Below are 26,242 nucleotides of genomic sequence, written 5' to 3' on the forward strand. Positions count from 1 at the left end.
GCCACCGCCACCTTGGGGTTCACCAGGCGGTACCGGAGACAGGCCCTCGCCGACGGGCCCCACACGCAAGTCGAGGAGAGTGGTCATGACGGAGCAGGCAGCGACGGACGGGCTCGCGAGACAGCTGAGAGCGGCACGCCGGTGGGCGGGAATCACCCAGGAACAGCTCGCCGGCCTGTCCACCGTCAGCGTGCGGGCCATCCGTGACCTGGAGCAGGGGCGGGTACGGCACCCGCGCCGCGAGACGCTGCGGCTGCTCGCCGACGCCATGCGGCTGGGCGACGCCCGGCGCGCGGCGCTCGAACTCGCCGTCGAGGGCGCGCCCGCCGACACCGTGATGCGTGAGGCGTTCGGGGCCGAACTCGCGCCGCCCCCCGAGCCGTTGCGCCGCCTGGTCGGCCGGACCGAGGAACTGCGGGCCCTGACCGGGCTGCTCGCCACCGAGCACGAGCGGCTGCTGACCGTGGTCGGTGTCGCGGGCGTCGGCAAGACCCGGCTCGCCCAGGAGGCCGCGCTGCTGCTGCACACCCGCGACCGGATGCCCGTCCTGTGGGCCGACATGAGTACGGCGGCACCGGAGCCCGGCGCCGCCCGCAGCCCGCGCGCCGCGCTCACCGGCTGGGCGCGCTCGCTGGCCGCCGGCGGGCCGGGGCTCGAAGAGCTGGCCTCGGTCGTCCGGGACCGCGCCGCGCTGCTGGTCCTCGACGGACACGACGCCGTACCGCGCCTCGTCCCGCACCTGCTGGAGCTGCTGCACAGCTGCGAGCGCCTCAAGGTGCTGATCACCGCGCGGGAACCGCACCGCACCCCGGGCAACAGGCTGTTGCCGCTCGCCCCGCTGCCGCTGGCCGCCCCGGAGCCGTCCGCCGAAGCCGGCTCACCGCTGCCGGGGGCGTCCCTCACGGCCGGGGAACCCGCGGTGGAGCTGATGCTGTCCTACGTCGGCCACATGCGTCCCGACCTGCTGCCCACCGACTCCGTCGTGCGCACGGTGGCCCGGATCTGCCGGGCCCTGGACGGAGTCCCGAGAGCGATGGAGTCCGCCGCGTCCTGGCTGCTGCTGCACTCGCTGGAGGAACTGCTGCGGATCGCCCGGACGAGCCCGCTCGACCTCGTGGACGACGCGACCCTCTCCGATGTGAACGACGAGGGGCTGAGCGTGCTGCTGGCCGCGGCCGTGGAGCGGCTGGACGGCCCGCAGGCCACCCTTCTCGGCGACCTGGGCGCGCTGGCCGACGGCTGGACCGCCGAGCAGGCCTCCGCCGTACTGGCCGTCCCCACCACGACGGTGGCCCGCGAGGTGTACGCGCTGATGCTGCGCGGGCTGGTCCGCCGGCTGCCCGCCGAGGAGGGCGGCGCCAGCCGGTTCGGCGTCCTCAATCTGATCCGGGGCCTCGCGGCGGACCGCGCGGGGGCAGCCGCCCAGCGTTCCGGTGCCCTCGTCCACTGAACCTCACCGAGGCCGGACACCCGCCGCCCTCCCCGTCCTCTCCTCCTCACCCTTCCGTCCGTCACCGAAAGGCCACTCCGCCATGCGCAACCTGATCTCGCTCGCCGACCTCCGGCCCGAGCAGCTCGCCCGGATCGTCGCCCGTGCCGTCGAGTTCGGCCGCGGGGACGTCCAGGACCGTCCGCTGGCCGGACGGCAGGTGGGCGTCTACTTCCGCAAGTCCTCCACCCGGACGCGTACGTCGTTCTGGAGCGGGGCCACCCGGCTGGGTGCCGACGTCATCACCTTCGGGCCGGACGAACTCCAGCTCACCACCGGCGAGACGGTCGAGGACACCAGCCGCGTCCTCGGTCAGTACCTGGACGCGCTCGTCGTGCGCACCAACGGCGACGTCGAGGAGATGCGCCGGCTCGGCACCAGCCCGGACCTCGCGGTGGTCAACGCGCTGAGCCTGGACGAGCACCCCACCCAGGCCATCGCCGACCTGACCACGCTCACCGAGCACTTCGGGGAACTCGCCGGACGGCACCTGCTCGTCGTCGGTGAGGGCAACAGCTCCGGAGCGGCCCTCGCCCTGGCCGGGGCGCTCACCCCCGAGCTGCGCGTCACCCTGCTGTGCCCCGAAGGCTACGAGGTGCCCAAGACCACCCTCGACCTGGTCGACGAGCTGAGCGGCGGCCACCACCAGGTCGCCCGGATCACCGACCCGGCCGGTGTCCAGGGCCCGGTGGACGCGATCTACACCAGCCGCTGGCAGACCATGGGCGTGCCCAAGGCCGACCCGGACTGGCTCGCCGCGTTCGAGGGTTTCCGCATCGACCGGGACTTCTTCGACCGGCACGGCGGCCCGCACACCGTGTTCCTGCACGACCTGCCGGCCGTACGCGGCCAGGAGGTCACCGACGAGATCCTGGACGGCGAGCACAGCCTCGCGTGGCGGCAGGCGCACCACAAGATGACAGCCGCGATGGCGGTCCTGGAGTGGTGCGTGGTGGGCCTCCGGGACTGAGGACGCGCCCAAGGGACACGCCCACCGGGGCCACGCACACCGGGGCGGCGTCGGTACGGCTCGCGCAGAGCCGTACCGACGCCGCCCCGGTGTGGGCCGGACGGTTCAGCCGCCCATCGCGGCCACCACCGAACGCGGGCGCAGATCGGTCCAGTTGGTCTCGATGTACGCGGTGCACTCCTGCTTGCTGCCCTCCTCGCGTGCCTGCTGCCAGCCGTCCGGGCGACGGATGCGGGCGGGCCACAGCGAGTGCTGGCCCTCGTCGTTGACCAGGACGACGAAACGGCCGTCGGTGTCGTCGAACGGGTTGGTTGCCATGGAAGTCACCTCTGTCGGTCCGTGAAGATCCGTGAAAACAGTGCGGTACAGGGGGTCGCCACCGCATCGCTGCCTCGACACTAGGCGCCCCGCCCCGCGAAACCGGGCAGCATGGGCGGCAGTTGAGCGGCAAGACGGCAGCGCGGCCGGCCCGGGACGCCGTACCGGTCAGACCGGCACGCCCGTCACCTGGCGGGCGCGCGTGACGGCGACCCCCGCCGCGACCGCCGCGGCCCGCACCGAGCCGAGCGCCTCGCGTAGCAGCTCCGTACGCAGCTGGGGCTGGTCGGCCAGCTCGGGCCGGTCGGCGTCGAGCAGTTGCACCGCCGCCTCCAGCACCGCGAACTTCGCCTCGCCCACGGGCTCACGGCGATCGGCCTGGGACATGGCCTCGCGCAGCGCCGCGGCCAGCAAGTCGTCCGGGACGGCGACAGGGGCGATCTGGGACATGGGTCCACTCCTTCGCAAGGTTCGGATCACGCCGGAAAGCGACTGTACGTCGGGCCGCGAACCCCGCACCGACCCGGCGGCGGCAACTGCCGCCCGGCTGCCGCCCCGGGCGCCGGTGAGCCGCGTACCGCCTTCCTACGATCGATGGCGAAAGGACGTTCCGAGCCATCCGGGACTCCGGCGATCCGGGATCCGAGCCATCCGGCATCCGGGACCTCCTTCCTTCCTTGACTCCCAGTGACTTCCCATGATGTGGACGAAGTGATGACGCAGCCTGCGGAATTGGCGCCCCGAGACCCGTCCGGGCCGCTGGACGTCGTGGTCACCGGACTGCCGTCCGATGCACACACCTGGAATCTCGTGTTCATGCAACTGCTGCTCGAAGACCTCGGCCACCACGTCGTCAACCTGGGGCCGTGCATCGCGCAGGACGAGATCGTCGAGTCGTGCTGCAAGTACCAGCCCGACCTGCTCGTGGTGAGCAGTGTGAACGGCCACGGGTGCCACGACGCCGAGCACCTCGTCCGGGCGCTCCGGGCACGCTGGGAACTGGCCGGGCTGCCGGCCGTCGTCGGCGGCAAGCTCGGGGTCCGGGGCGCCGAGGGGCAGGACGGGCACCGCCGGCTGCTGCTGACCGCGGGCTTCGACGCGGTGTTCCACGACGAGCAGGGCCTCGCGCCCTTCGAGGCGTTCGTCACCGCGCTGGCGGCGGACCGGACCCCGGCCGGGCCGGCCGGGACCCGGGAAGGAGCGGCACGATGACGTCCTTCGGACGGTTCGTGGCCGCCGCCCGCAGCCGGGGCGCCCTCGTGGTGCAGCCCCGCATGGGCTTCTCGCAGCCCGCCCGGATGCGGGCCGGGCTGCTCGCCACCAAGCACGCGGCGGACGCGGTCGCCGGCACCCTCACCATCGACAGCTACACCCGCGTCGGCGACGAACCGGCCGCCGTACGGGCCCTCGACGCGGACGTACCGCTCAACGGCTACCCCATCACCTCCTACAGCCCGGGCACCTCCCACTGGGTCCTGGACGGCATCCCCGGCCCGGCCTTCCCCGTCCAGGTCCGGCACGGCTCGGCGAGCCCGCAGCGGATCGTCGCCGCGCTCGCCCGGCTCGGCCTGACCGCCACCGAGGGCGGCCCGGTCTCCTACTGCCTGCCCTACGGCCGCACCCCGTTGGTCGACTCGGTCCGCAACTGGCGGGAAGCCTGCGAACAGTTGGCCGCGCTCCGCGCCGACGGTGCCGAACCGCACCTGGAGAGCTTCGGCGGCTGCATGCTCGGCCAACTCTGCCCGCCCGGACTGCTGGTCGCGATCAGCGCCCTCGAAGGCGTCTTCTTCCACCAGGCCGGACTGCGCTCCATCTCCCTCAGCTACACCCAGCAGACCAGCCCCGCACAGGACCGGCAGGCGGTGCGCGCGCTGCGCCGCCTCGCGGCCGAACTCCTCCCCGACACCGACTGGCACGTCGTCGTCTACACCTACATGGGCGTCTACCCCCGCTCCCCGCACGGCGCCCGCGCCCTGCTGGAGCGCTCCGCCGAACTCGCCGTCCGCGCCGGCGCCGACCGGCTCATCGTGAAGACCGCCGCCGAGGCCCACCGCATCCCGACCGTCACCGAGAACGTCGAGGCCCTGCGCGTCGCCGCCCACGCCGCCGCCCGCACCACGGCAGCGGCCACCGCGGACGCCCTCGACACCGCCGACAACCCCGTCTACGCCGAGGCCCGCGCCCTCGTGGAAGCCGTACTCGACCTGGACGCCGACCTCGGCAGCGCGCTGCTCAAGGCGTTCGAGCGCGGCTACCTCGACGTCCCCTTCTGCCTGCACCCCGACAACGCCGGCCGCACCCGCAGCCACATCGACGCGGCCGGCCGGCTCACCTGGTCGGACATCGGGGCGCTGCCCATCGGCCGGGTCACCGCACAGCGCGGCGCCCGGCTCACCGCCGCCGGACTGTACGACGCCCTCACCTACGTTCAGCGCCGCTACGACGAGGCCCCCGACCCCCGCACAGCTCCCGGCCCGCGGCACACCGCCGCCGCCGACGAGCACGCCCACGACCTCCTGGAGGTATGACCATGACCGTGACCACCCCCGAGGCCGTGGACGAGGCACCGGCACCGTTCCCGGCCTCGCCCGACGCCCACCTCACCGACCCCCGCACCCGGGCCACCCTGCGCGTGCAGAGCCGGATGCTCGCCGCCACCCGCGCCTTCCTGACCGCGCACGGCTTCCAGGAACTGCTGCCGCCGCTCATCGGCCCGGTGACCGATCCCGGCATCCGCGGCTCCAAGCAGGTCGACGTCGACTTCTACGGCCACAAGTACAAGCTGATGACGAGCGCGATCCTCTACAAGCAGGCTTCGCTGCTCGCCTTCGACAAGATCTTCTACATCGCGCCCAACGTCCGCCTGGAGCCCGTTGAGACGGCCGTCACCCACCGCCACCTCGCCGAGTTCCACCAGATCGACGTGGAGATACGCGACGCACGGCGCGAGGACGCGATGCACCTCGCCGAGCAGCTCGTCACCCACGTCGTCACCGACGTCGTCGCCGCGATGCCCGCCGAACTCGACGTGCTCGGCCGCGACACCGACACCCTGCGCCAGGCCGTCACCGACGCCTTCGGCCGCGTCGGCCACGCCCAGGCCACCGCCGACCTGATCGCCGCCGGGCACCCGCAGGACCCGGCCGCCGAGATCGACTGGCAGGGCGAGGAGATCGTCTCCGCCGGCGCCAACCGCCCCTTCTTCATCACCGACTACCCCAAGGGCTCGCGCGGCTTCTACGACAAGGAGAACCCCGAACAGCCCGGCGTCCTGCGCAACTTCGACCTCATCGCCCCCGAGGGCTACGGCGAACTCGCCAGCGGCAGCGAGCGCGAGCACGACTACGCCACCCTCGTCACCCGGATGCGCGAGACAGGCGAGAACCCCGCCAAGTACGGCTGGTACCTGGACCTGGCCCGCCGCGGCATCCCCGGCAGCTCCGGCTTCGGCATCGGCCTGGAGCGCTTCACCCGGTACGTCACCGGACGGCAGGCCGCCTGGCAGGCCAGCGCCTACCCGAAGCTCCCCGGGGTGGTGTCGGCGTGAGCACCGCACTCGTCGCGCACGGCTTCCCCGAGGACCAGGTCCGCTCCCGCGCCCGGCACGGCGCCGCCGCCGTCTTCCCCGCCGAGTCCGGCTACGGCAGCGGACTGCTCGGCGCCGGCCCGGCACCGTACACCCCGGACCCCGACGACGACCTGGAGCGCGTCCGGATCGCCCCGCCGGTCTTCATGCCCGAGCGCCTGAAGAAACTCATCGACCTCGGCCGCGAACCCCTCTACAGCGACGTCGAACTCGAAACGGTCATCGGCGGGTTCACCAGCCGGCTGCCGCTGTACGTCTCCGCGTTCGGCTCCACACAGGTCGCCAGCCACGACCTCGGCGAGGCCGCCGGCCGGCAGGCAGCCCAGCTCGGCGTCCCCCTGGTCATCGGCGAGAACGTGGTCCCCGTCAACGGCTACCGCAGCGCCGACGACGCCGGGGTCACCCCGCTCCTCGGCCGGATCGCCGCCTACGCCGAGGCCGCCGACGAGGAGTACGGCGGTGTCGCCGTCCAGCAGTCCACCGAGGACGCCGACGCCGAGGTGTGGAACCTCGTCTACAGCGACCCCGTCAGCGAACCCCTGCTCGCCACCGGCCGGCTCGCCTTCGAGCTGAAGGTCGGCCAGGGCGCCAAGCCCGGTCTCGGCGGCCTCACCGTCCTCGGCCGGGACACCGCGGGCCGCGTCGCCGAACAGTACGCCACCGACGAGGTGTTCGGCGCCGACAGCGACCGGGTGCTGCGGGTCAGCAGCCCCGGCACCTTCACCGAGGAGATCCTGCGCCAGCAGATCCGGCTCATGCGCAACAACTTCCCCCGCGTGAAGGTATGGGTGAAACTGCACCCGGGCCGGGACGTCGCCCTCGCCGCGGCCACCGCCTGGGCGGCCGGCGCCGACGCCGTCACCGTCGACGGAGCCGAGGGCGGCACCGCCTGGGCGCCCACCGGCTTCCTCTCCCACGTCGGACTGCCACTCGCCGACTGCCTGCGCCGCGTCGGCCGCACGGACCGCTGCCTCCTCGCCAGCGGCCGCATGTGGGAGGGCACCCGGGCCGTCAAGGCCCTCGCCCTCGGCGCCCGCGCCGTCGGCCTCGGCCGCGCCGCACTGCTCGCCGTCGACGAGGACCGCGAGTCCGGCCTGCGCCGCCTCGCCGAGGCCTTCGCCCTGGAGACCCGGATGCTCACCAGCGCGGTCGGCAAGTACCACGTCAACGCCCTCGACCCCGAGGACCTGCTCCTCCCTGCCGGCTGGCCCACCCGGCCGACGGCACCCGGCGCCGCCTGACCGGCGCCCGCGCCTTTTCCACACCGCACACGCGCTTCCTCAGTCGTGGCCGCACCGGTTTCCGGCACGCCGCGAGACCCGTGCAGACCCCGAACTTTCGAGAATGGTGTCGAGAAGATGTCTCACCAGCACCCCGCCCAGGCCACCGATCCCGTCGACCTCGACGCCTACAACGACACCGCCGTACGGCTGCCGGAGGGCGCGCTGCACGTGCTGTTCGCCGCCCAGGCCGCGCGCACCCCGGACGCGGTGGCGCTGGTGTGCGGGGAACGCGAGCTGTCGTACCGCGCGCTCGACCGCGCTTCCGACGCCTTCGCCCGTCGTCTGGCCGGCGTCGGCGTCCTTCCCGGCACCGCTGTGGGCCTCTTCCTGGACCGGTCACCGGAGTATGTGGTCGCTGTCCTCGGGGTTCTCAAGGCGGGTGGCGCCTATGTACCGCTGGACGCCCGTCAGCCTCGTGAGCGGCTGGCGTTCATCCTGGCCGACACCAAAGCCACCCTTCTCGTCACCGACCGGGACGCCCCCGCCGAGGGCCTGACCGTGCTGGCCCCGCCGGACGTCCCGGCGTTGCTTGCCGAGGCCGATGCCGAACCCCTCCAAGTCGTCGTGTATCCGGACCAGTTGGCGTACGTGATGTACACGTCCGGGTCGAGTGGGACGCCGAAGGGTGTGGCCAACACGCACCGTAATGTCGTGGAGCTGGCGTTGGACCCGTGGTGGGGTGTGGGGGAGCGGCACCGGCGGGTGCTGGCGTACTCGCCGCTGGCGTTCGACTCCTCCACGTACGAGCTGTGGGTACCCCTGCTCAGCGGCGGCACCGCGATCGTGCTGCGCGCCCCGAAGCTGGACATCGCCGAACTGGCCGACGCGATCACCGAACACCGGGCAACCGCCGTGTACTTCACGACGGCGCTGTTCGACGCGATGGCGTCGGAGGCGGTGGGGGCGCTGGCCGGTCTGGAGGAGATCTGGACCGGTGGTGATGTGCTGTCGGCGCCGGCGTTGCAGCGGGTGTTGGACGAGTGCCCGGACACGACGGTGGTGCACGCGTACGGGCCGACCGAGTCCACGGTGTTCTGTAGTTATCAGGTGTTCGGGTCCGGTGAGCGGGTGGTGGAGCGGCTGCACCTGGGTGTGCCGATGGCGAACACGCGGATGTATGTGCTGGACGAGGGGCTGCGTCCGGTGGTGCCGGGTGTGGTGGGTGAGCTGTACGTGGCGGGCAGTCACCTGGCGTGGGGCTACATCGGGCGGCCGGGCCTTTCCTCGGAACGGTTCGTCGCGGACCCCTTCGGTCCCGTCGGTGAGCGGATGTACCGCACGGGTGACCTGGCGCGCTGGAACGAGTTCGGTGAGGTCGTCTTCGAGGGCCGCGCCGATCAGCAGGTGAAGCTGCGCGGCTTCCGGATCGAACTCGGCGAGATCGAGACCGTGTTGGTGGCGCACGAGTCGGTGTCGCAGGCCGCGGTGATCGTCCGCGAGGACCGCCCCGGCGACAAGCGCCTCGTCGCCTACGTCGTCGGGGAGGCCGACGCCGACACCCTGCACGGACACTGCGCGGACCGCCTCGCCGAGTACCTGGTGCCCTCCGCCTTCGTCACCGTCCCCGAGCTGCCGCTGACCGCCAACGGCAAGCTGGACCGGCGTGCCCTGCCCGCACCGCAGGCGGCCGGCGCCACGGGCCGGGCCCCGCGCACACCCGCCGAAGAGGTGCTGTGCGGACTGTTCGCCGACATCCTCGGCGTGCCCGCGGTCTCCGTCGACGACGACTTCTTCCGCCTCGGCGGCCACTCCCTGCTCGCCACCCGGCTGGTCGGCCGCGTGCGCAGCGCCCTCGCGACCGAGCTGTCCCTGCGGGACTTCTTCCGGTACCCGACCGTCGCCCGCCTCGCCGAGCACATCGCCGGCGGCGCCGGCACGGCCCCGCGCCCCCGGCTCGCCGTCGCCGCACGCCAGGACGATCACCTACCGCTGTCCGCCGCGCAACGGCGGCTGTGGTTCCTGGACCAGATGGAGGGTCCCTCCGCCACCTACAACATCCCGCTCGCCGTCACCCTCACCGGCGCCGTCGATCCCGAGCTGCTGCGGCAGGCCCTCGGTGACGTGCTCGCCCGCCACGAGGTGCTGCGCACCAGCTACCCCGTGCACGACGGCGAGCCCCGGCAGCACATCACCCACCCCGACGAGGTGACCGCCCCGCTGACCGTAGCCGACGTCACCGAGACCGAACTGCCCGACCGGATCAGCGAGGAGTCAGCGCACCTCTTCGACCTCGCGACCGAACTGCCTCTGCACGCGGCCCTGTTGACGGTCTCCCCGGCCCGGAGCGTCCTCGTGCTGGTCGTGCACCACATCGCCTCCGACGGCTGGTCCACCACCCCGCTGATGCGGGACCTCGGCACCGCCTACACGGCCCGCGCCGAGGGCTCGGCACCGAGCTGGGAGCCACTGCCGGTGCAGTACGCGGACTACGCGCTGTGGCAGCGGGACCTGCTCGCCGAGCACGAGGAGACGCAGCTCGACCACTGGCGCATGGCGCTCGCCGGACTGCCCGCCGAGTCGACCCTGCCCGCCGACCGGCCCCGCCCCGCCGTCGCCTCCTACCGGGGCGCCACGCACACCGTGCACTGCCCGGCCGAGACCCACCAGGCGCTCACCGCGCTCGCCCGGGAGTCCGGCGCCACGCTCTTCATGGTGGCGCAGGCCGCCACGACCGCCCTGCTCGCCCGCTCCGGTGCCGGCGCGGACATCCCGGTCGGCTCCCTGGTCGCGGGACGCACCGACGAGGCGCTGGAGGACCTGGTCGGCTTCTTCGTCAACACGCTGGTCCTGCGCGCCGACGCGGGCGGCGACCCCACCTTCCGGGAACTCCTCGACCGGGTACGGGAGACCGACCTCGCCGCCTGGGCGCACCAGGACCTCCCCTTCGACCGGCTCGTGGAGGCCCTCAACCCGGAGCGCTCCGCCGCCCGGCACCCGCTCTTCCAGGTCATGCTCACCCTGGCCGAGGCCGCCGAACCCGCCCCCGCACTGCCCGGCGTCCGCGCCGAGACCGGCCAACCCGGCATGGGCACAGCCAAGTTCGACCTCACCGTCAACTTCTACGAGCACCGCGACCGGACAGGCCGCCCGAACGGCCTGGACATCGTCCTGGAGTACGCCACCGACCTGTACGACCCCGCCACGATCGCGACCGCCGCCGACCGGCTGGCCCGGGTCCTGGACGCCGTCATCACCGACCCCGACGTCCGCGTGGCCGACATCGAGCTGCTCACCCGCGACCAGCGCCGGGCCCTGCTCACCGACTACAACGACACCGCCGTACGGCTGCCGGAGGACGCGCTGCACGAGCTGTTCGCCGCCCAGGCCGCGCGCACCCCGGACGCGGTGGCGCTGGTGTGCGAGGAACGCGAGCTGTCGTACCGCGCGCTCGACCGCGCTTCCGACGCCTTCGCCCGTCGTCTGGCCGGCGTCGGCGTCCTCCCCGGCACCGCTGTGGGCCTCTTCCTGGACCGGTCACCGGAGTACGTGGTCGCTGTCCTCGGGGTTCTCAAGGCGGGTGGCGCCTATGTACCGCTGGACGCCCGTCAGCCTCGTGAGCGGCTGGCGTTCATCCTGGCCGACACCAAAGCCACCCTCCTCGTCACCGACCGGGACGCCCCCGCCGAGGGCCTGACCCTACTGGCCCCGCCGGACGTCCCGGCCCTGCTAGCCGAGGCCGACACCACGCCCGCCCAAACCGTCGTTCACCCGGACCAGTTGGCGTACGTGATGTACACCTCGGGGTCGAGCGGGACGCCGAAGGGCGTGGCCAACACGCACCGCAATGTCGTGGAGCTGGCGTTGGACCCGTGGTGGGGTGCGGGGGAGCGGCACCGGCGGGTGCTGGCGTACTCGCCGCTGGCGTTCGACTCCTCGACATACGAACTGTGGGTACCCCTGCTCAGCGGCGGCACCGCCGTGATCCTGCCGGTGACCCAGGTCGACGTGGCCGAACTCGGAGACGCCCTGACCCGGCACGACATCACCGCCGCGTACTTCACGACGGCGCTGTTCGACGCGATGGCGTCGGAGGCGGTGGGGGCGCTGGCCGGTCTGGAGGAGATCTGGACCGGTGGTGATGTGCTGTCGGCGCCGGCGTTGCAGCGGGTGTTGGACGAGTGCCCGGACACGACGGTGGTGCACGCGTACGGGCCCACGGAGTCGACGGTGTTCTGTAGTTACCAGGTGTTCGGGTCCGGTGAGCGGGTGGTGGAGCGGCTGCACCTGGGTGTGCCGATGGCGAACACGCGGATGTATGTGCTGGACGAGGGGCTGCGTCCGGTGGTGCCGGGGGTGGTGGGTGAGCTGTACGTGGCGGGCAGTCACCTGGCGTGGGGCTACATCGGGCGGCCGGGCCTGTCCTCCGAGCGCTTCGTCGCGGACCCCTTCGGTCCCGCGGGTGAGCGGATGTACCGCACGGGTGACCTGGCGCGCTGGAACGAGTTCGGTGAGGTCGTCTTCGAGGGCCGTGCCGATCAGCAGGTGAAGCTGCGTGGCTTCCGGATCGAACTCGGCGAGATCGAGACCGTGTTGGTCGCGCACGAGCCGGTGTCGCAGGCCGCGGTGATCGTCCGTGAGGACCGCCCCGGCGACAAGCGCCTCGTCGCCTACGTCGTGGCCGCCGGGGACGGTCGCCTCGACACCGACGCCCTCCGCCGGCACGCCGCCGCCGCGCTGCCCGAGTACATGGTCCCGGCCGCCTTCGTGGAGCTGGACCTGCTGCCGCTGACCGCCAACGGCAAACTCGACCGGCGTGCGCTGCCCGAACCCCGGCTCGGCAGCGGGCCCGGTGGCCGGCAGGGCCGTACGCCCGTCGAAGAGGTGCTGTGCGGGCTGTTCGCGGACGCGCTGGGGCTGCCCGCCGTCTCCATCGACGACGACTTCTTCCGCCTCGGCGGGCACTCCCTGCTCGCCACCCGGCTGGTCAGCCGCATCCGGCGCACCCTGGGCGCGCGGGTGTCCGTCCGGGACCTGTTCCGGGAGCCCACCGCGGCCCGGCTCGCGGCGTTCATCGCCGAGGGCACGGACACGGAGCGGCGCCCGGCGCTGGTGGCGGGGGAGCGACCGGAGCGGGTGCCGCTGTCCGCGGCCCAGCGGCGGCTGTGGTTCCTGGACCAGATGGAGGGGCCCTCCGCCACCTACAACATCCCGCTCGCCGTACGGCTGACCGGCACGCTCGACGCCGACGCGCTGCACCTCGCCCTGGGCGACGTCGTGGCCCGGCACGAGGCGCTGCGGACCGTCTTCCCGGCCGAGCAGGGCACCCCGTACCAGCGGGTCCTGCCCGCCGAGGAGGCCCGGCCCGCGCTCGCGCTGATCCCGACGGCCAGGGAGGCGCTTCCGGCGGTGCTGCGCGACTTGTCCGCCACCACCTTCGACCTGGCCCGGGAACTGCCGTTGCGCGCGGACCTGTTGCAGGTCGAGGACGACGAGCACGTGCTGCTCCTCGTCGCCCACCACATCGCCTCCGACGGCTGGTCCACCACCCCGCTGATGCGGGACCTGGCCGCCGCCTACACCGCCCGGGTCGACGGCACGGCGCCCGGCTGGCAGCCGCTGCCGGTGCAGTACGCCGACTACGCGCTGTGGCAGCAGGCGCTGCTCGCGGCGGACGAGGAACGGCAACTCGACCACTGGCGGCGGGTGCTGGAAGGGCTGCCGGAGGAGGTGACACTGCCCGCTGACCGGGCCCGGCCCGCCACCGCCTCGTACCGGGGCGCCTCGCTGACCGTGCGCTGCCCCGCCGGACTGCACGCCTCGCTCACCCGGCTGGCCCGGGAGAGCGGCACCACCCTGTTCATGGTCGCGCAGGCGGCCACGGCGGCCCTGCTGGCACGCTCCGGCGCCGGCAGTGACATCCCGATCGGTTCCCCGGTCGCGGGCCGGGGCGAGGAGGCGCTGGAGGACCTGGTCGGGTTCTTCGTCAACACGCTCGTGCTGCGCACCGACGTCAGCGGCGACCCGACCTTCCGCGAACTCCTCGACCGGGTGCGGACGACCGACCTCGCGGCCTGGGCGCACCAGGACGTGCCGTTCGACCGGCTGGTGGAGGCGCTCAACCCGGAGCGGTCCGCCGCCCGGCACCCGCTGTTCCAGGTCATGCTGTCGGTCACGGACGCGGCCAACCCCGTGCCCCGACTGCCGGACCTGCACGGCGAGTCCGAGTTCACCACCCTGGACATCGCCAAGTTCGACCTCACCTTCACCTTCCACGAGCACCGCGCCCCCGACGGCGGCCCGGCCGGACTCGGCATCACCGTCGAGTACGCCACCGACCTGTACGAGCCGGCGACCGTCTCCGCCGTCACCGCCCGCCTGGTGCGGCTCCTCCAGGCCGCCGCCGACACCCCGGACACCCGGATCGGAGCCCTCGATGTCCTGGCCCACGACGAGCGGGAGCGGCTGCTCGACACCTGGCACGGCACCCGGCGGGTCCGCCCCGCCGCCGCGCTGCCGGAGCTGTTCGCCGGGCAGGCCGCCCGCACACCCGACGCCATCGCCCTCTCGCACGGCGAACAGCAGCTGACCTACGCCGAGTTGGACCGGCACGCGAACCGGCTCGCCCACCGGCTGATCGCCGAGGGGGTGCGGCCCGGCGCCCGGGTGGCGCTCTTCCAGGAGCGCTCTGCGGAGGCGGTCGTCGCGATCCTCGCCGTCGTCAAGGCCGGCGCGGTGTACGTACCGCTGGACACCCGCTACCCGAAGGACCGCGTCGACCTCATCGTGCGCATGTCCGGCGCGGAGGTGTTCCTCACCGACCGCGAACTGGGCGGCTGCGACCTCCCGGAGGGCGCCCGTGCCCTGCCGGCGACCGATCCCGGCTCGTACCCGGACACGGCCCCCGAGGTCACCGTCCACCCCGACCAGCTCGCCTACGTCATGTTCACCTCGGGCTCGACGGGCGTGCCGAAGGGCGTCGCCGTCACCCACCGCAACGTCACCGAGCTGGCCGCCGACGACCGCTTCACCGGCGGCGCCCACCGCCGGGTGCTGCTGCACTCGCCGCTCGCCTTCGACGCGACGACGTATGAGCTGTGGGTGCCGCTGCTGTCCGGCGGAACCCTGGTGGTGGCCCTGCCCGGCCTGCTGGACACCGCCGCCCTCACCCGTATTCTCACCGCGGAGTCCATCACCGGGCTGTGGCTGACGGTCGGTCTGTTCCGGCTGGTCGCCGAGGAGGACCCGGCCGCCTTCGCCGGGCTGCGCGAGGTGTGGACCGGCGGTGACGTGGTGCCTCCGGAGGCGGTACGGCGGGTCATGGACGCCTGCCCGGACCTCCAGGTCGTCAACGGCTACGGCCCCACCGAGACCACCACCTTCGCCACCTCCCACCTCCTGCACCGCCCCTTCGACTACCCGGGCGCCCTGCCCATCGGCCGCCCCCTCGACAACACCCGGCTCTACGTCCTCGACGAGCACCTGGAACTGGTCGCCCCCGGCGTCCCCGGCGAGCTGTACATCGCCGGCACCGGACTCGCCCAGGGCTATCTGGACCGGCCCGGCCTCACCGCCGACCGGTTCGTGGCCGACCTGTACGGGCCGCCGGGCGCGCGCATGTACCGCACCGGAGACCTGGCCCGCTGGACCCGGGACGGCGAGATCGAGTACCTGGGCCGCGCCGACCAGCAGGTCAAACTCCGCGGCTTCCGCATCGAGCCCGGCGAGATCGAGTCGGCCCTCACCGCCCACCCGTCGGTCGCCCAGGCCGCGGTGGTCGTCCGCGAGGACCGCCCCGGCGACAAGCGCCTCGTCGCCTACGTCGTCGGGGAGGCCGTCGACCTCGACGCCCTGCGCACCCACGCCGATGAGGCGTTGCCCGACTACATGGTCCCGGCCGCCTTCATGGCCCTGGACGCCCTGCCGCTGACCGCCAACGGCAAGATCGACAAGCGCGCGCTGCCCCAGCCCCCGGTCTCGGCCGGCAGCGGCGGCCGGGCACCGCGCAACCCCCGCGAGGAAGTCCTGTGCGGCCTGTTCGCCGAGGTCCTGGGCCTGCCGTCCGTCTCCGTGGACGACGACTTCTTCCGCCTCGGCGGACACTCGCTGCTCGCCACCCGGCTGGTCAGCCGGATCCGCACCGTCCTCGGGGCCGAACTCCCGGTCCCCGCCCTCTTCGAGAACCCGAACGTGGCCAGGCTGGCCGAGCGGCTCGACCGCGCCGAGAGCGCGCGCCCCAAGCTGCGGCCGATGCGCCGGATGGGAGCCTCCCAGTGATCCCCTTGTCGTACGCCCAGCAGCGCCTGTGGTTCCTCGCCCAACTGGAGGGCCCCTCGGCGACCTACAACATCCCGCTCGCCCTGCGCCTTTCCGGCGACCTCGACACCGGGGCGCTCACCCTGGCCCTCGCGGACGTCGTCGCCCGGCACGAGAGCCTGCGCACCGTCTACCCCGAGCACGAGGGCACCCCGTACCAGCACATCCTGCCCGCCGAGGACGCCCGGCCCGCCCTGCCCGTCCTGGCGGCCGGCGAGGACACCCTCGCGGACGTCCTCGCCGCCGAGTCCGCGCACGTCTTCGACCTCGCCGCCGACCTGCCCCTCCAGGCCCGCCTGATCCGGCTCGGCGACCGGGAGCACGTCCTGCTCGTCGTCATGCACCACATCGCCTCCGACGGCTGGTCCATCGCCCCGCTGCTGCGCGATCTCGCCCACGCCTACCGGGCCCGCGCGGCAGGGCACGCGCCCGAGCGGGAGCCGCTGGAGATCCAGTACGCCGACTACACCCTCTGGCAGCAGGAGGTGCTCGGCGAACCGGACGCCGAGGACAGCCTCATGAACCGCCAACTCGCCTACTGGCAAGAGCGGTTGTCCGGTCTCCCGGAGGAGGCGACACTGCCCGCCGACCGGCCGCGCCCGGCCGTCGCCTCCTACCGCGGCGACACCGTCACCGTGCACTGCCCGCCCCAGACGCACACCGCGCTCGCCGACCTGGCCCGCGAGGGCGGTGCCACCCTCTTCATGGCCGCGCAGGCCGCCCTCGCCACCGTGCTCGCCGCCTCCGGCGCCGGCCCCGACGTCCCGATCGGCTCCCCGGTCGCCGGCCGCACCGACGAAGCGCTGGACGACCTCGTCGGCTTCTTCGTCAACACCCTCGTCCTGCGCACCGACGTCGCCGGCGACCCGACCTTCCGGCAACTGCTGGAGCGGGTACGGGCGACCGACCTCGCCGCCTGGGCGCACCAGGACCTCCCCTTCGACCGGCTCGTGGAAGCCCTCAACCCCGAGCGCAGCGGCGCCCGCCACCCCCTCTTCCAGGTCATGCTCACCCTGGTCAAGGCCGGCTCCACCGACCCCGGCACCGACATCCCCGGACTGCGGGCCCGCGCCGAGTACTCGGCCACCCGCACCGCCAAGTTCGACCTCACCATCGGCTTCGACGAGCACCTCACCGCCGCCGGCCGCCCCGCCGGCCTCGACATCACCGCCGAGTACGCCACCGACCTCTACGACCCCGAGACCGTCCAAGCCCTGCTCGGCCGGCTGCTGCGGCTGCTCGGCGAGGCGTCCGCCCACCCCGACACCCCGCTCTCCGGCCTCGACCTCCTCGACCCCGCCGACCGCGCCCTCCTGCTCGACACCTGGACCGGCCGCGCCACCCCCGTACCGGACGCCTCCCTCGCCACCCACTTCGCCGAGCAGGCCGCCCGTACCCCCGACGCGGTCGCCCTCACCCACGCCGGCCGCTCCTGGACGTACGCCGAGGCCGACGCCGTCTCCAGCAGGTTCGCGCACCGCCTCGCCGGTCTCGGCGTCGGCCCGGAGACCGTCGTCGCCGTCCTGATGGAACGCTCCGCCGACCTGGTCCTCGCCCTGCTGGCCATCGTCAAGGCGGGCGGCGTCTACGCCCCCCTCAACGCCGTCGACCCAGCCTCCCGGCTCACCCGCATCCTCGCCGACACGGCCGCCCCCCTCCTCCTGGTCGACCCGCACCTCGCCGACCACGAGATCGTCACCGAGGCCGGCGACACCCGGGTCCTCCTGGTCGACGACCTGACCGCCGACCCGGAGACCGCCGCGTACCCGGCGACCGCCCCCGAGGTCCCCGCGCACCCCGACCAGTGGCTGTACGTCATGTTCACCTCGGGCTCGACGGGCGTGCCGAAGGGCGTCGCCGTCACCCACCGCAACGTGGCCGAACTCGCCCTGGATCACCGCTGGAGGCGCCCCGCGCACCGCCGCGTCCTCTTCCACTCCCCGCACACCTTCGACGCCTCCACCTTCGAACTGTGGGTGCCCTGGCTGACCGGCGGCACCGTCGCCGTCGCACCGGCCGGCGTCCTCGACACCGCCGCCCTGGCCGCCGTACTCGCCGAGGAGTCCGTCACCGGGCTGTGGCTGACCGCCGGACTGTTCCGGCTGGTCGCCGAGGAGGACCCGGCCGCCTTCACCGGCCTGGGCGAGGTGTGGACCGGCGGCGACGTGGTCCCGCCCGAGGCGGTACGACGCGTCATGGACGCCTGCCCGGACCTCCAGGTCGTCAACGGCTACGGCCCCACGGAGACCACCACCTTCGCCACCTCCCACCCGGTCCGCCGCCCCTACGACTACCCGGCCGCCCTGCCCATCGGCCGCCCCCTGGACAACACCCGCCTCTACGTCCTCGACGACCACCTCGGCCTGGTCGCCCCCGGTGTCCCGGGCGAGCTGTACATCGCGGGCGCCGGACTGGCCCGCGGCTACCTGCGCCGCCCCGCCCAGACCGCCGAACGTTTCGTCGCCGACCCGCACGGCCCGGCCGGCGCGCGCATGTACCGCACCGGCGACCTGGTGCGCTGGTCCCGGGACGGCGAGGTCGAGTACCTGGGCCGCGCCGACCAGCAGGTCAAACTGCGGGGCTTCCGCATCGAGCCCGGCGAGATCGAGTCGGCCCTCGTGGCGCACGCGTCCGTCGCCCAGGCCGCGGTGGTCGTCCGCGAGGACCGCCCCGGCGACAAGCGCCTCGTCGCCTACGTCGTCGGCGACGCCGTCGACACCGCCGCCCTGCGCCGCCACGCGAGCGAGGCCCTGCCCGACTACATGGTCCCGGCCGCCTTCGTCCCCCTCGACACCCTGCCCCTGACCGGCAACGGCAAGCTCGACCGGCGCGCCCTGCCCGCACCCGACCTCGGCGCCGACAGCACCGGCCGCGCCCCCCGCGACCCCGCCGAAGAGGTGCTGTGCGGCCTGTTCGCCGACGTCCTCGGCCGCCCCTCCGTCACCATCGACGACCACTTCCTGCGCCTCGGCGGCCACTCCCTGCTCGCCACCCGCCTCGTCAGCCGCATCCGCACCGCCTTCGGGGTCCGGATCACCGTCCGCGACATGTTCCAGCACCCCACCGTCGCCCAGCTCGCCGACCTGATCCAGACGAGCAACGGCGACCAGCCCCGCCCGGCACTCATCGCGGGCGAACGCCCCGAACGCCTCCCTCTGTCCTCCGCCCAGCAACGGCTTTGGTTCCTCGACCAGTTGGAGGGACCCTCACCGACGTACAACATCCCCCTGGCCCTCCGCCTCACCGGCACCCTCGACACCACGGCCCTGCGCGACGCCCTCACCGACGTCGTCGGGCGGCACGAGGCACTGCGTACCGTCTTCCGGGTCGCGGACGGCGAGGCGTACCAACTCGTCCTGCCGGCCGCCGAGATCGCCGTACCCCTGCCGGTCGTCCCGGCCGACGAGGACACCCTGCCCGCGCTGCTCGCCGAGGAGAGCGCCAAGATCTTCGACCTGACGGCCGGACTCCCGTTGCGCGCGGCCCTGTTGCGGCTGACCGACCAGGACCACGTGCTGGTCGTCGTCACCCACCACATCGCCTCCGACGGCTGGTCGAACGCCCCCTTCTTCACCGACCTCGACCGCGCCTACACGGCCCGCACGCGGGGCGCGGCCCCCGAGTGGGCACCGCTGCCGGTCCAGTACGCCGACTACACCCTCTGGCAGCAGAAGCTGCTGGCGGACGAGCAGTCTCCCCAACTTGACTTCTGGAGCCAGGCGTTGGCGAACCTGCCGGAGGAGGTGACGCTGCCGGCCGACCGGCTGCGTCCCGCCGTCGCCTCGTACCAGGGCGCGACCCTGACCCTGTCCTGCCCGGCCGCCACGCACGCCGCGCTGACCGGGCTGGCGCGGGAGACCGGAACCACCCTGTTCATGGTCGCCCAGGCGGCTGTGGCGACCGTGCTGGCGCGGTGTGGTGGCGGGGTGGATGTCCCGATCGGTTCGCCGGTCGCGGGCCGTACGGACGAGGCTCTCGATGATCTCGTGGGTTTCTTCGTCAACACGTTGGTCCTGCGTACGGATGTGGGTGGTGATCCCACCTTCCGTGAGCTGTTGGCCCGGGTGCGGGAAACGGATCTTGCCGCGTGGGCTCATCAGGATCTTCCGTTCGACCGGCTCGTCGAGGTGCTCAACCCCGAGCGTTCGGCGTCCCGGCATCCGCTGTTCCAGGTCATGCTCACCGTCGGCGACACGACGGTGAGCCAACCTGAACTCGGGGGCCTGACCGCGCGGTTCGTCACCCCCGAGATCCGTGTCGCCAAGTTCGACCTCACCTTCGCGTTCGGTGAGCGGCGGGCGGCCGACGGCAGCCCGGACGGGCTCGACATCACCGTCGAGTACGCCACCGACCTCTACGACCCCGCCACCGCCGAGTCCGTCGCCGGCCGCCTGGTGCGCCTCCTCACCGCTGCCGTCGCCACACCCGACCAGCCGGTCTCCAGCCTGCCCCTCCTCACCGACGACGAGCACGCCCGCCTCGCCCACTGGTCCGGCCCCGCCACTCAGGCACCCCGACTCGGCCTGGACGGCCTGTTCACCGGCCAGGCGGCCCGCTCACCGGAGGCCCTGGCGCTGGTCTTCGAGGACCAGGAGGTGACCTACGGCGAGCTGGAGGTGTGGTCGAACCGCCTGGCCCGGTACCTGACGGGCAAGGGGGTGCGGCCGGGTGATCTGGTCGCCGTGCATGTGGAACGTTCGCCGCACATGGTGGCGTCGATTCTCGCGGTGCTGAAGGCGGGCGCGGGCTACACGATGCTGGACCCGCAGTTCCCGGAGGAGCGGCTGAACGGTGTGCTGGAGCAGGTGCGTCCGGCCGTGCTCGTCACGCAGTCCCACCTTCCGGTGCTGCGGACGGAGGCGGCACCGGTCGATCTGACGCGTGAGGTGGCGGAGATCAGTGCCGTCTCGGGTGCGGGGGTGGATACGGGCGGTTACCCGGAGTCGGTGGCGTGTGTGATGTTCACGTCCGGTTCGACGGGTGTGCCGAAGGGGGTGGCGGCGTCGCACCGGGCGCTGGCGGCGACTTTCGTGGGCCCGGATTATCTGGCCTTCGGTCCGCAGCAGACGTTCTTGCAGTGTTCGCCGGTGTCGTGGGACGCGTTCGCGCTGGAGGTGTTCGGCCCGCTCCTGCACGGGGGTGTCTGTGTCCTTCAGCCGGGTCAGCACACCGATCCGCATCAGATCGTGGAGTTGGTGGAGCGGCACGGGGTGACCACGCTCCAGATGTCGGCGAGCCTGTTCAACCACATGCTGGACGAGCACCCCGCCGTCTTCGGACAGCTCCGTGAAGCCATGACCGCGGGCGAGGCGGCCTCACCGGCGCACGTCGCCCGCGCCCTGGAAGCGCATCCGCACCTGCGGCTGCTGAACGGGTACGGTCCGGCGGAGAGCATGGGCTTCACGACCACGTTCACGATCGAGCCGGGGACGGCGGAGGGTGCGGCGACTATCCCGGTGGGCGGTCCGCTGTCCGGGAAGCACGCCTATGTGCTCGACGGCAGCCTGGAGTTGGTGCCGCCGGGGACTCCGGGTGAGCTGTATGTCGCCGGGCATGGGCTGGCTCACGGTTACATCGGGCAGCCGGGGTTGTCCGCCGACCGTTTCGTGGCCAACCCTTACGGTCCGGCTGGTTCCCGGATGTATCGCACGGGTGACCTGGCCCGGTGGAACAAGCAGGGCGCGTTGGAGTACCTGGGCCGGGGCGATCAGCAGATCAAGCTGCGCGGCTTCCGGATCGAACCGGGTGAGATCGAGGCCGCGTTGACCTCGTACCCGCGGGTGCGGCAGGCGGCGGTGGTGGTCAGGGAGGACCGGCCCGGTGACAGGCGCCTCGTCGCCTACGTCGTCGGTGACGTCACCGACACGGCGGCCCTGTTGCGGCATACGGCCGCCCGCCTGCCCGAGTACATGGTCCCGGCGGCGATCGTGGTCCTGGACGGACTGCCGCGCACGGTCAACGGCAAGCTCGACCGCCGCGCCCTGCCCGCCCCCGACCTCACCGCCGTCTCCGACGGCCGTGCCCCGCGCAACCCGGCCGAGGAGATCCTGTGCGGCCTCTTCGCCGACACCCTCGGGCTGCCCTCCGTCACCATCGACGACCACTTCTTCCACCGCGGCGGACACTCCCTGCTCGCCACCCGGCTCACCTCGAAGATCCGGCAGGCCTTCGGGGTACGGCTCGGGGTGCGCGACATCTTCCAGCACCCCACGGTCGTACGGCTGGCCGAACTGATCGCGGCCGGCGCCGGAGCGGACGAGCGGCCGGCACTGGTGGCGGGGGAGCGGCCCGAGCGGCCGCCACTCTCCTTTGCCCAGCAACGGCTCTGGTTCCTCGACCAGTTGGAGGGCCCGTCACCGACGTACAACATTCCGCTGGCCGTCCGGCTCACCGGCACGCTCGACGCCGAGGCGCTGCGCCGCGCCCTGCTCGACGTGATCGGCCGGCACGAAGCCCTGCGGACCACGTTCCCCTCCGAGAACGGCACGCCCCACCAGGCCGTCCGTTCCCTCGCGGAGACCGACCTCGCGCTCCCGGTGACCCCGGTGACGGAGGAGTCCCTGCACCAGGCGCTGGCCCGGCTGGCCGGCGTCACCTTCGACCTCGCCGCCGATCTGCCCATCCGCGCGGATCTGCTGGCGCTGTCCCCCGAGGAGCACGTACTCCTGGTGGTGATGCACCACATCGCCTCCGACGGCTGGTCGAACGGCCCGCTGCTGCGGGACCTCACCATGGCGTACGCGGCACGCTCGCGGGGCGCGGCCCCCGAGTGGGCGCCGCTGCCGGTCCAGTACGCCGACTACAGCCTGTGGCAGCGCAGTCTCCTCACCACCGAAGAGGAGCGACAACTCGACTTCTGGCGAGCTGAGTTGGCCGAACTGCCGGAGGAGGCGACGCTGCCGGCCGACCGGCCGCGCCCCGCCGTCGCCTCCTATCGCGGGGCCACCCACAAGGTGACCGCCCCCGCCGCCACGCACGCCGCCCTGACCGGGCTGACGCGCGAGACCGGAACCACCCTGTTCATGGTCGCCCAGGCCGCCGTCGCCACCGTGCTCTCGCGGTGCGGCGCCGGTACGGATGTCCCGATCGGCTCGCCGGTCGCGGGCCGTACGGACGAGGCTCTCGACGATCTCGTGGGTTTCTTCGTCAACACGTTGGTCCTGCGTACGGATGTGGGTGGTGATCCCACCTTCCGTGAGCTGTTGGCCCGGGTGCGGGAAACGGATCTTGCCGCGTGGGCTCATCAGGACCTGCCGTTCGACCGGCTCGTCGAGGTGCTCAACCCCGAGCGTTCGGCGTCCCGGCATCCGCTGTTCCAGGTCATGCTCACCGTCGGCGACACCGCCGCCGGCGCCCCGGATCTGGCGGGCCTCGAAGCGGCCTTCCTCGACCCGGAGCTGAGCATCGCGAAGTTCGACCTGACCTTCGCGTTCGGTGAGCGGCGGGCGGCCGACGGCAGCCCGGACGGGCTCGACATCACCGTCGAGTACGCCACCGACCTGTACGAGCCGAGGACGGTCGGACTCCTGCTGGAGCGCACCCTGCTCCTGCTGGAGTCGGCCGCGGCCGATCCCGACACCGCCGTCGGCTCTGTCCCGCTGCTCGCCCCGGAGGAGCGGCAGCTACTGGACGCCTGGGCCGGGCCCGGAACCCAGGCTCCCGAACTCGGCCTCGACGGGCTCTTCACGCGGCAGGCTACGCGCTCACCGCAGTCGACGGCCCTGATCTACGAGGACCAGGAGGTGACCTACGGCGAGTTGGAGGTGTGGTCGAACCGCCTGGCCCGGTACCTGACGGGCAAGGGTGTACGCCCCGGTGACCTCGTGGCCGTACACCTGGAGCGTTCGCCGCACATGGTGGCCGCCATCCTGGCAGTGCTGAAGGCCGGTGCCGGCTACACCATGCTCGACCCGCAGTTTCCGCAAGAGCGGCTGAACGGTGTGCTGGAGCAGGTGCGTCCCACAGCGCTCGTCACGCAGTCCCACCTTCCGGTGCTGCGGTCGGAGGCGGCACCGGTCGACCTGACGCGTGAGGTGGCGGAGATCAGTGCCGTCTCGGGTGCGGGGGTGGATACGGGCGGTTGCCCGGAGTCGGTGGCGTGTGTGATGTTCACGTCCGGTTCGACGGGTGTGCCGAAGGGGGTGGCGGCGTCGCACCGGGCGCTGGCGGCGACTTTCGTGGGCCCGGATTATCTGGCCTTCGGCCCGCAGCAGACGTTCTTGCAGTGCTCACCGGTGTCGTGGGACGCGTTCGCGCTGGAGGTCTTCGGCCCGCTCCTGCACGGGGGTGTCTGTGTCCTTCAGCCGGGTCAGCACACCGATCCGCATCAGATCGTGGAGCTGGTGGAGCGGCACGGGGTGACCACGCTCCAGATGTCGGCGAGCCTGTTCAACCACATGCTGGACGAACACCCCGCCGTCTTCGGACAGCTCCGCGAGGCCATGACCGCCGGCGAGGCCGCGTCCCCGTCCCACGTGGCGAAGGTTCTCGCCCACTTCCCCCACCTGCGGCTGCTGAACGGGTACGGCCCGGCGGAGAGCATGGGCTTCACGACCACGTTCACGATCGAGCCGGGGACGGCCGAGGGCGCCGCCAGTATCCCGGTGGGCGGTCCGCTGTCCGGGAAGCACGCCTATGTACTCGACGGCAGCCTGGAGTTGGTGCCGCCGGGGACTCCGGGTGAGTTGTATGTCGCCGGGCATGGGCTGGCTCATGGTTACATCGGGCAGCCGGGGTTGTCCGCCGACCGTTTCGTGGCGAACCCTTACGGTCCGGCTGGTTCCCGGATGTATCGCACGGGTGACCTGGCCCGGTGGAACAAGCAGGGCGCGTTGGAGTACCTGGGCCGGGGTGATCAGCAGATCAAGCTGCGCGGGTTCCGGATCGAACCGGGTGAGATCGAGGCCGCGTTGACCTCGTACCCGCGGGTGCGGCAGGCGGCGGTGGTGGTCAGGGAGGACCGGCCCGGTGACAGGCGCCTCGTCGCCTACGTCGTCGGTGACGTCACCGATACGGCGGCCCTGTTGCGGCATACGGCCGCCCGCCTGCCCGAGTACATGGTCCCGGCGGCGATCGTGGTCCTGGACGGACTGCCGCGCACGGTCAACGGCAAGCTCGACCGCCGCGCCCTGCCCGCGCCCGACCTCACCGCCGTGTCCGACGGCAGGGCCCCGCGTAACCCGGCCGAGGAGATCCTGTGCGGTCTGTTCGCCGACACCCTCGGGCTGCCCTCCGTCACCATCGACGACCACTTCTTCCACCGCGGCGGTCACTCCCTGCTCGCCACCCGGCTGATCAGCCGTATCCGCACGGTCTGGGACACCCGCGTCACCATCCGCGACCTGTTCCAGAGCCCCACCCCGGCGCTGCTGGCCGAGCACATCGCGGCGGGCAGCGGCGGCAACCCGCTGGACACCGTGCTGCCCATCAGGGCGGCGGGCCGGGACGCGGACGCGGCACCCCTGTTCTGCGTGCACGCCGTCTCCGGGGTGAGCTGGGGGTACGCCGGGCTGCTGCCGCATCTCGGTGCCGACCGGCCGCTCATCGCCCTCCAGGCGCGGCGGCTCGGCGGTACCGAGGGCGCGCCGGCCTCCATCGAGGACATGGCGGACGACTACCTCGCCGAGATCCGCGAGGTCCAGCCGCACGGCCCGTACCACCTGCTCGGCTGGTCCTTCGGCGGGCTGGTCGCGCACGCGATCGCCGCCCGGCTCGAAGCGGCCGGCGAGGAGGTGTCCCTGCTGGCACTCCTCGACTCCTATCCGCTGCCCGACGGGTTTGACGCACCCGAGATCGACGGCAGGCACGTGCTGACCGCCCTGCTCGGCGGCCGGGGCGAGTCGGTGCCGGTACGGTGTGCGGACACCGTCCCGGACATCGCCGAACTCGCCGAGGCGTTGCGGCAGTCGGACCCGGTGCTCGCCGGTCTGGAGCACGCGCAGGCGGCGGCCGTGGTGGCGGCGACCCTCGACAACCTGCGGATGCGCTACCGGTACGTGCCGGACGTCCGGTTCGGCGGTGACGCGCTGTTCTTCGACGCCACGGGCACCCCGGCGGCGCGGTCGGGGGCGGCGGCCTGGGCGCCGTACATCGCGGGCCGGGTCGAGGAATTCGCGGTCGACTGCGAGCACGCGGCGATGACCGAGGCGGAGCCGCTGCGGGCGATCGGGGAGGTGCTCGCGCGCCGGCTGCGGCCGGCTCGTATCTGACCCAGGGCATGCCACCGGGGCCCGTACGGCAGACTCGACGCCGTGCGGGCCCCGATGGCACCCCCATCGACCTGTCGCGTGCCCGGCCGCGAACTGCCCGCATACTGCCGCTTCGGCAGCCGGATCCGGCCGCCG

The 26,242-nt window shown here is 72.9% G+C and carries 10 protein-coding genes; 8 read left to right on the forward strand and 2 right to left on the reverse strand.

What is annotated here, in order from left to right; all coding sequences use genetic code 11:
- Window positions 1–85 precede the first annotated feature (85 nt).
- Complete coding sequence (locus NX794_RS19730; protein WP_258779904.1) at window positions 86–1,450, forward strand: helix-turn-helix domain-containing protein; 1,365 nt, start codon at window positions 86–88, stop codon at window positions 1,448–1,450.
- A gap of 82 nt (window positions 1,451–1,532) precedes the next feature.
- Window positions 1,533–2,459, forward strand: coding sequence for an ornithine carbamoyltransferase (locus NX794_RS19735; protein WP_258779905.1), 927 nt, complete (start codon window positions 1,533–1,535; stop codon window positions 2,457–2,459).
- Window positions 2,460–2,564: 105 nt separating this feature from the next.
- On the opposite strand, the gene NX794_RS19740 is transcribed toward NX794_RS19735, so the two are convergent.
- Together NX794_RS19740 and NX794_RS19745 are read right to left on the reverse strand one after the other, a co-directional pair.
- Complete coding sequence (locus tag NX794_RS19740; RefSeq protein ID WP_258779906.1) at window positions 2,565–2,777, reverse strand: MbtH family protein; 213 nt, start codon at window positions 2,775–2,777, stop codon at window positions 2,565–2,567.
- A gap of 168 nt (window positions 2,778–2,945) precedes the next feature.
- A complete protein-coding gene (locus tag NX794_RS19745) occupies window positions 2,946–3,227 on the reverse strand; it encodes a hypothetical protein (RefSeq protein ID WP_258779907.1) in 282 nt (93 codons plus the stop codon).
- 264 nt (window positions 3,228–3,491) lie between these two features.
- Between NX794_RS19745 and NX794_RS19750 the strand changes: the two genes are divergently transcribed.
- From NX794_RS19750 to NX794_RS19775, 6 genes are all read left to right on the forward strand, one after another.
- Entirely contained in the window at window positions 3,492–3,989 is a 498-nt protein-coding gene (locus tag NX794_RS19750) for a cobalamin B12-binding domain-containing protein (protein WP_258779908.1), read from the forward strand.
- On the forward strand, window positions 3,986–5,305 hold the full coding sequence (locus NX794_RS19755) for a methylaspartate mutase (protein WP_258779909.1): 1,320 nt from the start codon (window positions 3,986–3,988) through the stop codon (window positions 5,303–5,305). Before NX794_RS19750 ends, NX794_RS19755 begins: the two co-directional genes overlap by 4 nt.
- Window positions 5,306–5,307: 2 nt before the next feature.
- Window positions 5,308–6,324 (forward strand): asparagine synthetase A, encoded by a 1,017-nt coding sequence (locus NX794_RS19760; RefSeq protein ID WP_309506006.1) that lies wholly within the window; start codon window positions 5,308–5,310, stop codon window positions 6,322–6,324.
- On the forward strand, window positions 6,321–7,604 hold the full coding sequence (locus NX794_RS19765) for a glutamate synthase-related protein (protein ID WP_258779911.1): 1,284 nt from the start codon (window positions 6,321–6,323) through the stop codon (window positions 7,602–7,604). Before NX794_RS19760 ends, NX794_RS19765 begins: the two co-directional genes overlap by 4 nt.
- A gap of 117 nt (window positions 7,605–7,721) precedes the next feature.
- Window positions 7,722–15,860, forward strand: coding sequence for a non-ribosomal peptide synthetase (locus NX794_RS19770; protein ID WP_258779912.1), 8,139 nt, complete (start codon window positions 7,722–7,724; stop codon window positions 15,858–15,860).
- On the forward strand, window positions 15,857–26,107 hold the full coding sequence (locus NX794_RS19775; protein ID WP_258779913.1) for a non-ribosomal peptide synthetase: 10,251 nt from the start codon (window positions 15,857–15,859) through the stop codon (window positions 26,105–26,107). Before NX794_RS19770 ends, NX794_RS19775 begins: the two co-directional genes overlap by 4 nt.
- Window positions 26,108–26,242: the final 135 nt, after the last annotated feature.

It is taken from the genome of Streptomyces pyxinicus (assembly GCF_024753135.1).
GTDB lineage: Bacteria > Actinomycetota > Actinomycetes > Streptomycetales > Streptomycetaceae > Streptomyces > Streptomyces pyxinicus.

Excerpts from the sequence above, each read along its gene's own strand:
- NX794_RS19730 (WP_258779904.1), top strand. The coding sequence starts at position 86 with ATGACGGAGCAGGCAGCGACGGACGGGCTCGCGAGACAGCTGAGAGCG.
- NX794_RS19735 (WP_258779905.1), top strand. The coding sequence starts at position 1,533 with ATGCGCAACCTGATCTCGCTCGCCGACCTCCGGCCCGAGCAGCTCGCC.
- NX794_RS19740 (WP_258779906.1), bottom strand. The coding sequence starts at position 2,777 with ATGGCAACCAACCCGTTCGACGACACCGACGGCCGTTTCGTCGTCCTG.
- NX794_RS19745 (WP_258779907.1), bottom strand. The coding sequence starts at position 3,227 with ATGTCCCAGATCGCCCCTGTCGCCGTCCCGGACGACTTGCTGGCCGCG.
- NX794_RS19750 (WP_258779908.1), top strand. The coding sequence starts at position 3,492 with ATGACGCAGCCTGCGGAATTGGCGCCCCGAGACCCGTCCGGGCCGCTG.
- NX794_RS19755 (WP_258779909.1), top strand. The coding sequence starts at position 3,986 with ATGACGTCCTTCGGACGGTTCGTGGCCGCCGCCCGCAGCCGGGGCGCC.
- NX794_RS19760 (WP_309506006.1), top strand. The coding sequence starts at position 5,308 with ATGACCGTGACCACCCCCGAGGCCGTGGACGAGGCACCGGCACCGTTC.
- NX794_RS19770 (WP_258779912.1), top strand. The coding sequence starts at position 7,722 with ATGTCTCACCAGCACCCCGCCCAGGCCACCGATCCCGTCGACCTCGAC.